Annotated in this window: 7 protein-coding genes; all 7 read right to left on the reverse strand. The window is 30.0% G+C overall.

Annotated features, from left to right (window positions below):
• Positions 1-209 precede the first annotated feature (209 nt).
• Complete coding sequence (locus N456_RS08525) at positions 210-623, reverse strand: hypothetical protein (RefSeq protein WP_062055930.1); 414 nt, start codon at positions 621-623, stop codon at positions 210-212.
• A gap of 189 nt (positions 624-812) precedes the next feature.
• The gene (locus N456_RS08530) at positions 813-2,039 is read right to left on the reverse strand and encodes a Shedu anti-phage system protein SduA domain-containing protein (protein WP_062055932.1); all 1,227 of its coding nucleotides are present in this window, start codon (positions 2,037-2,039) and stop codon (positions 813-815) included.
• Between the two features lie 215 nt (positions 2,040-2,254).
• Complete coding sequence (locus tag N456_RS08535) at positions 2,255-2,776, reverse strand: hypothetical protein (RefSeq protein ID WP_062055934.1); 522 nt, start codon at positions 2,774-2,776, stop codon at positions 2,255-2,257.
• A gap of 230 nt (positions 2,777-3,006) precedes the next feature.
• Positions 3,007-3,837, reverse strand: coding sequence for a hypothetical protein (locus N456_RS08540; protein WP_062055936.1), 831 nt, complete (start codon positions 3,835-3,837; stop codon positions 3,007-3,009).
• Between the two features lie 139 nt (positions 3,838-3,976).
• On the reverse strand, positions 3,977-4,405 hold the full coding sequence (locus tag N456_RS08545) for a hypothetical protein (protein WP_062055938.1): 429 nt from the start codon (positions 4,403-4,405) through the stop codon (positions 3,977-3,979).
• A gap of 185 nt (positions 4,406-4,590) precedes the next feature.
• Entirely contained in the window at positions 4,591-5,331 is a 741-nt protein-coding gene (locus N456_RS08550; protein WP_062055940.1) for a phytanoyl-CoA dioxygenase family protein, read from the reverse strand.
• Positions 5,332-5,542: 211 nt separating this feature from the next.
• Positions 5,543-5,944, reverse strand: a complete 402-nt coding sequence (locus N456_RS08555) for an ankyrin repeat domain-containing protein (protein WP_062055942.1) — start codon at positions 5,942-5,944, stop codon at positions 5,543-5,545.
• Positions 5,945-5,960: the final 16 nt, after the last annotated feature.

The raw sequence follows: 5,960 nt of genomic DNA on the forward strand, positions 1-5,960 counted from the left end.
TCTCGTATAAGAAACGTAGGGCAGGTGATAAGCACTTCCGTTTCGGTTTATTACTTAGCTAAATATAAATATTTTGCTTTTATCTTTTTTACTACAAAAGCCAAATTTTATATTTAGCGGACTTTGTTAATATTCACAGACCTTTCGGTTAAGCACAAATACCCTATGTTTTTTATACATTGTTGTATACAGTGTTTTTTTACTCGTTTTTAAATTATTTTTTTCGTTTCTATGTATTCGTAATCATCTCCACTTAAATAGTTTATTGTTCCTAAATAAACAGAGCAAGTCAGAATCGAATTAATTTGTTTAGCCATTTCTTCTACAATAATGTCCGATGGTTCTTTTGAGTCAAACATTAGCATTATTGTAATAGGTTCTTTTAAGTTTTCAGCTTGTTGTTCAGCGCTTCCTTCTTCATAATCATTCCAATAAGAATGTTTCCTTGATATGTTAAGTTCAAAGGGTGAATCGATTGATTTAGCCTCAATCCATTCATAAACATTCTCATAATCGTAGTAATATTCTCCAATTAGTTTTTCATTATGAAATTCCGTTGCTATGTCCTCAAGATGTTTTTCCGAGTAAAACCAAATTTTATAATTTTTCCTTTTAGATTTCATTGGCGCGCATTGTATACAACGCCGAATATATGAATCGGAGCAAAGCAAGAAAGCCTGAACCAATCGATCTATCTGCGCATTTTTATTTCTTGTTTAATTTATAAAAATCTAGCGCCATTGCAAAAAGGAAATGACCTTTTGATCTGGCACTAAATTGCTCTGATTTTATATATAATGTTAGCAAGCGTGTTATTTCGTTTCGATACTCAGTCTATTAAATTTATCATAATAATCTATATTTAATTCTTCAAGCTCTTCATAAGTAACAACATCAATCCCGTTAAACATTCTATTCAAATCACCACTAAATTTATCTCTCATTTCAAGTTTTTCTTCTTTTCTGCCCGCTAACAAAATGTGATCAAAATTTGTTGTCTTGTAACCTAATTTTGATTCTATTTCTGGTGAATTTTCTTCATTTTCTGAATATTCTTTGTACCTCCAGACCTGTTCTAAATGGGATAAATATTTACTACTTAATTGAGGTCTTTTGGTTTTCTTCTTTACATAAAAGGTTACATCTTCTTTTTTTACTTCGAAAAAAGTGGTTTTCAGAAACTCTGGGAATTCTGTCTTAAGGATGTAATCGCATTCCTCATTTGTTTTCTCATTCAAATTGTACAGATTTTTCTCGTATTCCAAGTCAATAAATGCATCTCTCAAAAGAATCATTTTGTTTTGATTGAAAAAGTCGTGTAAAATTGTACGTTCATTATTTTTTCTATCGTATTTAATATGTTCGTTATATGTGGTATTAAATTTCATTATCGATTTCTCAATTTCTTTTCTACCAATTATTAGCCAGTCATAAATCAGAGGAGTCGGTAATTTTATGAATTCTTGTGATACAACACTTGTTTTTAGTAGAAAATAAGATTCAGAATTGTCACTAATTACCCTTCGATAATGTGTTTTGTAAAAAAGTGATTCTTGAAAATTTAAAATGCTTTTATTCAAAACACCTAAATTTTCCAAATCATTTATTAATCTTCTTCTCCAGTCTTTTATTGCTTCTTCAAATTTAGAAATGAAATAATCGTGTTGACCTTCTTTGTTTTTTTGGACAATACCTTGCCAACCTTTCGGTTCAATAGTTCCACTCGTTTCAATATCAGTATAGAGAATAACAGGAATAGAACTTATTCTGAAGTTGTTTTTTGAATAAGAAGTATTAAATCCGTTTCTAAATCTTAATATTTTTGATGCTTGTAGGCTATCAATCAATCTTGTCGATGATTCATTCGTTATTATTGCATCTATATGAAGTTTCTTATTTTCTAATTGTTCAATTATAAACTCTTGTATTTTCTCAAAAGAATCACAAAAAATTAATTCATTTTCTTCATACCCATATTTTCTGAAAATATTCTTGTAAGTTTCTTTTGCAGATGTGAAATCATTTATTAATATTTTCATTTTTTTATTAAATGCTTGCTAACGGTTTCGGCTATTGTTAGTGCGCTGCAAGAAGTCGTAGACTTCGGACTGCGCACAAGTGAAACCTTTTGTTTTGTTTGTAAATTTAAGTAATACAAGGAAATAAAAAAGGTTTTGCGACATTCAAATACAAAACCTCCACCGAAAAAGCCAAACCTAGCGCATTAATTATAGCCAATGTTAGCTTACGTTTTTTAATCTCCTCCATGATTAATTATTATAATTTTTGAATCAGTTTGTGAAATTATAATTGTTGTTATTAAATATGAATAGTAATTAAAATCAATTAGTTTTTCCTTAGATATTTTTTCAGAGTCAATAAAAAATATTTGTTCATTTTGGTAATTATTTTCTTTTATCCAAATTATAGATTTATCAATAAGTTTTATAAAAATAGGTAAATCAACTCCCCAATCTTCTTCTTTTTTAATTTCATCTATTCTTAACACATATTCTTTAAAATTAAGTTTTTCTAAATCTTTGAATCTAATTTTATCAGTAAAACAATGGTTGGTTCTTATTTCATGCTTTTTAGGAGTTAAGCCTTCATAGTTTATACATTCCTCAGTTTTAAATAATATATCTGATTTAAATATTAAATCTATAATTTCAGTTGTAGAATTACATGCGTTGCTATCAAATTTATATATAAATCTTTCCCAAAATCCTAAATGACTTAGAGATTCATTAAACTCATCAATTTTAGTAAATTCCATTATTGTATGACAGAGTTTTGCAATGTAAGCTAACGGTCTTGTGTATGAAACGTAGCGTGTAAATAAACGCTAACTTTTCGGATTTAGCACGAGCCGAATTTTTAATTTTTATGTTTAATTTTTTTTAAAAATATAACCATATTAAAAATTTGGCGTACTTTGTAAATATATAAAAACCTCTCGGGAAGCCAATAATAACTATGTTTTATACACGGTGTTATGTAGCGTATTTACATCTTTCCAATGAATGTTATTCTCAAATTATGGTCAGTTCTAACAGATGATTTTTTGATTTTCCCTGATTTCCAATTTGGGTAATTAGTTTTGATATAATTCACGGCTATTTTGTAAAGTTCATCTTTAAATTTTTCATTATGCTTTAATCGAGGAATAAAATTGTCGCTATAGAATTTAGAAATTGTTCCATTTCTTTCAATAATAAAACTTAAGTCAATTGCTGGCCAAGTTTTACCTAATTCGGTTCTCTTTAAATCTAAGTTTGGAACATCTAAAGTAGTTTCAAGATAGTTTTTATTTTCTAAAATCGGTTCAGGCTTTTCATCACAGTCCCACGAAAAAATTAGAATTTCATCTTTTAGTATACGAACTAAGAATAAACTATCCGCTTGCCTATTCAGTTTTTCTTTAAAATCAGAGCCAAATTTGTCAATCAAAGCTTTATCCATATATGCTCCGTAACATCCTTGAGTTTGTCCTTCCATAACTACACAACCAATTAAATCGACATCATATTCAAGTCCTTTTTCTTTACATAGTTTTTTTAAATCAGATTCATAGCGTTTAAAACCAAAACCAAGTCCAGCAGCTTGAACATAAACAAATTTTCCATTATCAATATCAGATTTCGCTTTTAAAATGTCAGACTTACAAAGTGAATCAGTAGATTTTGGATTCGTAACATAAGCTTTACGATCCGTAATTTTATTTTCTAAATTCGGTTCAGTCGTGCTTTTTTCAACTGTTTGTTTATCTGACTTTTTTTGGTCAGAACAAACAAAAGTAATTGTAATAATGATGATGTATGTTATGAATTTTCTCATATGCTACATAACGCCTCGGCTATGAGTAGTTGTGTGGTTTAGTACGTAACTTTGCAAGTACACACCAAACTGAAAATCCGCGAGGATTTTCAGAAGTAAGCGAGAACTAGCAATTACTTATAGCCATTGTTGTAAAACGTTATTTTCTTTTTAATTTTTCAATTCCTTTTTCCAAATCATCAAAAAAGAATTTGTTGTCAACTATATCTTTTTCTGTATCCATTCCAAACATAAGAGTTGATATTGCTTTTCTATTTTTATCTCCAACAATCATAACAGAAGATTTTGGGTCAGAAATGTCAAGTAATAATTCCATATCATCTCCCCATTCATAATCTACTTCGCTAATATCAATCACAATTTTAAATGGTCTCCACACAGCTTTTCCTAGTTCATAGTTTCCTGTCATATAGCCCAATTCAGATTTCCCCATTGGGCCAAGTCTATATATTCCGTTAAACTTTATGTGAAGTATATCAATCAGATGTGTATCTCTCAAATTTAGAACAGAAAACTCACAATTCATTCCATTGCAAGTTTCGTTTAAATCAACTTTTTTAAAATTCATATTCTTCTTTTGAATCTCTCTTTGTAATGTTTTACAACGCCAAATATATGAATCGGAGCAAAGCAAGTAAGTCAGAACCAATCGATCTATCTGCGCATTTTTATTTCTTATTCAATTTATAAAAATTTAGCGCCTTTGCAAAAAGGAAATGACCTTTCGATCTAGCTCTAAACTTTGCTCTGATTTCATATATAATGTTGTGTGCTGGCTTTTCCGTTCCAATATTCTAACCAGTTTAGCGGTTCAGTCAGGTTATGCTTATTAAATTCTAAATGTATTACACGTCTTTTTTTTCCGTTGGTAGTTCTGTTCGAGGCATGTAAAGTCAGAGGTTTCATTAACATTATTCCGCCTTTTTCCACTTCACATACGAACTGGTTCTTGATATTCCAATCTTTTGAGTCAGCTCTAATTATTCCTTTCAAATGAGATTTAGGGATTACTTTAAGCGCTCCATTATTCTTGTCAGTTTTGTCCAAATGAATCCGGATTGTTATTGTCTCTTCCAAAATCTTAATTGGTGGTTGAACTCCGTATTGTCCTTTTTTAAAAGTCCAATTAGAGTAATTTTCCAATTCCGCTTTTTGGTCAACTGAAATGCTCAAATCTTGATGATAAGCAACAAACCAATTCGATTCGCTTGGTTTGTCAAAATAGATTGCTTTGGTCAGAAAATATTCAGATTCGGAAAGGTCAGAAATTAATTCAGTCAGCTTTTTATTAAACAATAAATCAGTCAATTCAGGTACATTTTTGATTAATTGTCTAATCGCAAAAAGGTCTTTTGTTTTCATAAACGAATTTCCGTCCTGTTCAGCATTTTCGATACAAGTTAAAATTCGACTTATTTCATAGTCTGAATACAAGTCCGCTAAAACAGAAAATCCATTTTCTTCAAGTTCTATTTTGTTCTTTTTGTAATTCATTTTTCAGCTTGCACACAACGTTAAATATATAGCATTTAGGGCAGAGGGCAAACGATTATTTTCGATTAAGCACTAAGCCAAACTTTTGCATTTTGATTTATCTTTCTCATCATAAAGCCAAATCAAAAGATTTGGCGACATTGTAAATAGACACTGCCTTTTCGAACCGACTTAAACCGCCCTATTTGCTATATATAGTGTTATAGGTTTTTTATAAATACGAATTTAGTTTTTCGAGTATTTTCGTAGCTCCATAGTTTTTTGCAGTTTCGATTCCTGTTTTTGGATTTGCACCAGCTTCCAAAAGAGCATCTATAATATCCAAATTTTCTTCTCCTTCTTTCCCTCCCGTGTTAATATTCGCTTGAACAGCTATGTCAACAGCATGGTCTAAAGGAAAACCTTCTCCATCAGTTCCAATAAACTCAACATCCGCACCTTCGTCAAGTAATAATTTTAGACAATCCAGATTTTCATTTTCAATTGCGGAATGAAGTGGCGTCCAAAATTCACCTTTTTGGTTAAGTTCAACTTTATTTTTTAACAGTAACTTTAGTTTATCTAAATTTCCTTCAAAAGCTGCTTTACAAATTTTTTCAAAGTCATTTTTCATGATGAGAATTACCTAT

The organism is Aquimarina longa SW024, assembly GCF_001401755.1.
In the GTDB taxonomy this organism is placed as follows: Bacteria; Bacteroidota; Bacteroidia; order Flavobacteriales; family Flavobacteriaceae; genus Aquimarina; species Aquimarina longa.

Bases quoted from the DNA above. Each gene is read 5' to 3' on its own strand.
- N456_RS08525 (WP_062055930.1), bottom strand. From the start codon at position 623: ATGAAATCTAAAAGGAAAAATTATAAAATTTGGTTTTACTCGGAAAAA.
- N456_RS08530 (WP_062055932.1), bottom strand. From the start codon at position 2,039: ATGAAAATATTAATAAATGATTTCACATCTGCAAAAGAAACTTACAAG.
- N456_RS08535 (WP_062055934.1), bottom strand. From the start codon at position 2,776: ATGGAATTTACTAAAATTGATGAGTTTAATGAATCTCTAAGTCATTTA.
- N456_RS08540 (WP_062055936.1), bottom strand. From the start codon at position 3,837: ATGAGAAAATTCATAACATACATCATCATTATTACAATTACTTTTGTT.
- N456_RS08545 (WP_062055938.1), bottom strand. From the start codon at position 4,405: ATGAATTTTAAAAAAGTTGATTTAAACGAAACTTGCAATGGAATGAAT.
- N456_RS08550 (WP_062055940.1), bottom strand. From the start codon at position 5,331: ATGAATTACAAAAAGAACAAAATAGAACTTGAAGAAAATGGATTTTCT.
- N456_RS08555 (WP_062055942.1), bottom strand. From the start codon at position 5,944: ATGAAAAATGACTTTGAAAAAATTTGTAAAGCAGCTTTTGAAGGAAAT.